We start from the raw sequence: 3,149 nt of genomic DNA on the forward strand, positions 1-3,149 counted from the left end.
ATCTGGAAGGACAAATTCCCCACCACCCTGGGGAATTTTTTTGGCCAAATTGGGGATTTCCTGTTGACTAAACACACGTAAGACTGTGGTGATCCCGGGGCGTCTGGGACGAGGGAGAGGTGTTCCTCCATTCGGGCATGTGTGGGCTCTTTCGTAGCGAGCCACACGGGACCCTGCGAGTAAGAGAATCCGCTCCCCTCGTCTGCATACGGAACGACAGCATCCTGAACACAGGACGATTCGGGCATCGACCCTGCAACCCTTTGGTAGGTTTCGTGAGGTCGTTCATCATGCGTAGACGGTCGCAGAGGTCCCGGGATTTCACAAAAATCAATGAGAACAACAGGTTTCACACAAAAAACTAAGGTAGGAGGATCGGGATGTGAAGGCGATGAAGGACATCCAGCGCATGGTGCTCATGTTTGCCGACGGCTACAGCATCACAGATATCGCAGCAGCCATGAACGCGGATTGGAAGACCGTCAAAAAGTATGTCGATCAGGAGGACTTTTCCGAGCCCTTTCCCCAGACGCCCGCACGGGCGTCAAAACTGGATCCGTTCAAACCGGTCATCCAAAGTTGGCTGGCCGAGGATGCGCGGGTACGACGGAAGCAACGTCATACGGCGGAACGGATACACCAGCGACTCCAAGAAGAATATCCCGACACGTACACCCTGTCCTATTCCGCCGTTCAGCGATACGTGAAGAAGGTTCGCGCTGAGCGTGCCAGTGTCCAGAAGGGGACGCTGGAACTGGATTGGCCTCCGGGAACGGCCCAAGTTGACTTTGGAACCGCGGATGTCTATTGGCACCGGGGTGACCCCCCGACGACCATCAAATACCTCACTGTCAGCTTTCCGTTTAGCAACGCGGGCGTCCTCCAGTACTTTCCGGGAGAGACGGCCGAATGCGTGGTGCATGGATTGCAGGACATCTGGCAGTGGATGGGAGGCGTGCCGCAACGAGTTATTTTTGACAACGCCACCGGTGTCGGGCGACGCATGGGTGAGGTCATCCGATATGCGGAGCTCTTTGAACGTTTTCAGGCCCACTATGGGTTTGAAGCGACCTTCTGTAACCCGGAGGCAGGGCACGAAAAGGGGAATGTCGAGGCGAAGGTTGGCTATCTGCGACGCACCTTGATGGTGCCGCCACCGGTGCTTGAAGATTGGGCGAGCGCGAATCAACGGGTGTTACCGGAATGCGAACGGCTTTGGCGGCGCCCGCATTACAAAAAGGGACTCCCCATGGCCGAATTGTTCGAGACGGATCGGGAAAATCTCCGGGCCCTGCCGGTACGGCCCTTTCAACCGGTGCGCTTTACCCGAGTTCGAACCGATGGTTATGGAAAGTTTCAACTGGATGGTAAGCACTGGTATTCGTCCGCGCCCGAATGGGCGCGCCAGGAATTGGTGGTGCAAATCGGCGCGTTTACCGTTGTGCCCTACACCCCGGACGGCACGCCGATTTCGACCCATGTTCGGCAGTATGGTGACCTGCGCACAGACACGATCGACCCTCGCACCACGCTTCATCGATTATCCCGGAACCCCGGGGCATTTCGCAATAGCCCTTTGCGTCAGTGGTTACCGGACGGGCTGGTCCGCACGCTCGATGACTACGCGCGCGAAGACCTCAAGGGTTGTTTGCGAGCCTTGGCGGATCTTACTGAACGATTCGGATTCGAACATGCCTTGCAAGCCCTTCAAGAGGCAACCCGTCACCACCAAATCTCCTACGCGGATATCACGGTGCGCGCCACCCGCATGGCCTATTGGGAACCGTCCGAAGTCTCGCCGGTCGACCTGAATTCCTACGATTCCCTAATCCCGGAGGTGACCCATGATTAGTCCGCATGAGCGCGCCGCACGGCGCGCTGAAATTGCTCAGTGCTGCAAAAAGTTGGTGTTAAGCCAGATGGCCGTGTCTCTGTGTGAAGAGGCCACTCCTCGCCAAGAGGAGTTTCTATTGGAGGTATTTCGAGCTGAAATGGCCCAGCGCGAAGTCAACCGTCGGGCCCGCCTGATTGCAAGGGCCGGATTCCCCGCCTACAAGACGTTGGAGGGATTCGATCGCCGTGGGGTCAAGCTACCGTCGACACTGTCCTGGGATGACCTCGAAGCTGGGGACTTTATCACGGACCACCGCAATCTAGTCCTATACGGCGCGGTGGGAACCGGCAAAACGCATTGCGCTCTGGCCTTAGGCTATGCCGCGTGCGAACGTGGCCTGACGGTTCGGTTCTTTCCTGTCACGGATCTCGTCATGCGCCTGAGTGAGGCCAAACGCGCGGGAACCGTTGATCGTCTCATGCGCGACCTCCACCGCACCGACCTGATTATCTTAGATGAGTGGGGCTACGTCCCGGTAGACCACGAGGGCGCGCAACTGCTCTTCCGGATTATCGCCGACAGTTACGAAACGCGGAGCCTCATCATCACCACGAATCTTGAGTTTTCCAAATGGGGCGCCGTGTTTACCGACGAGCAAATGACGGCTGCCATCATCGACCGATTGGCTCACCACGGCCACTTGGTCGTCTTTGAGGGAGAAAGCTATCGGATGAAACACGCATTGATGAAGGAACGTTGACAATTGCCGGGCCCCATCCGGGCCCGGTTCGAAAAAATTCCCGAACCCCCTCGGGAATTTTAACGCTGATTTTCTGGATTTCCTCGGCTCTTGCACACTTTTGGTGGTGCTGGGCCATGGCGTGCTCGAACCGTGAGGGTGTAGGCTCCCCATGTCGGTTCCTGTCGTTCGAGACCAGGCCAATGCCCGACCGCGGCGGGCCTTGACGCGTTACCGATGCAAAATCCGGGCGCTCAACAATGGCAAGCGGGCCCGACCATACATCATCCGCTTGAGCGTCTTGGTCCGATTGTTCAACCCTTCCACCGGACCCTGGCTCCACGGAAGGGAAATGCCGGCCACCACCGCATCCCAGTCCGCGCGGAGGGTTTCGGCAAACCGCTGAAAGGCTGGTACCCCACTCGCTTCCGCCGCGCGGCACCAGGCCGCCAAGGCCGCGGCGCCACACCGATGGATCACCAAGGTTTGAAAGTGGCGTGTGAGCGTCCACGCCAGCCGGTAGGTGGGATCCTCGTGAATCCGCGCACTCAAGGTCCCCGTGGCGTGCCGCGGAAT

At 58.2% G+C, this 3,149-nt stretch carries 3 protein-coding genes; 2 read left to right on the forward strand and 1 reads right to left on the reverse strand.

The window, feature by feature from the left end; translation table 11 throughout:
- Positions 1 to 391: 391 nt before the first annotated feature.
- Both istA and istB read left to right on the forward strand, forming a co-directional pair.
- A complete protein-coding gene (gene istA / locus HIJ39_RS22145) occupies positions 392 to 1,852 on the forward strand; it encodes an IS21 family transposase (RefSeq protein WP_169103213.1) in 1,461 nt (486 codons plus the stop codon).
- The gene (gene istB, locus HIJ39_RS22150) at positions 1,845 to 2,594 is read left to right on the forward strand and encodes an IS21-like element helper ATPase IstB (protein ID WP_169103211.1); all 750 of its coding nucleotides are present in this window, start codon (positions 1,845 to 1,847) and stop codon (positions 2,592 to 2,594) included. The genes istA and istB overlap by 8 nt, the downstream gene beginning before the upstream one ends.
- 210 nt (positions 2,595 to 2,804) lie before the next feature.
- Here istB and HIJ39_RS22155 read toward each other — a convergent pair.
- On the reverse strand, positions 2,805 to 3,149 hold a 345-nt coding region (locus tag HIJ39_RS22155; RefSeq protein WP_169103212.1), incomplete at its 5' end, for a transposase.

The organism is Sulfobacillus harzensis, assembly GCF_012933365.1.
Classification (GTDB): Bacteria; Bacillota; Sulfobacillia; order Sulfobacillales; family Sulfobacillaceae; genus Sulfobacillus_B; species Sulfobacillus_B harzensis.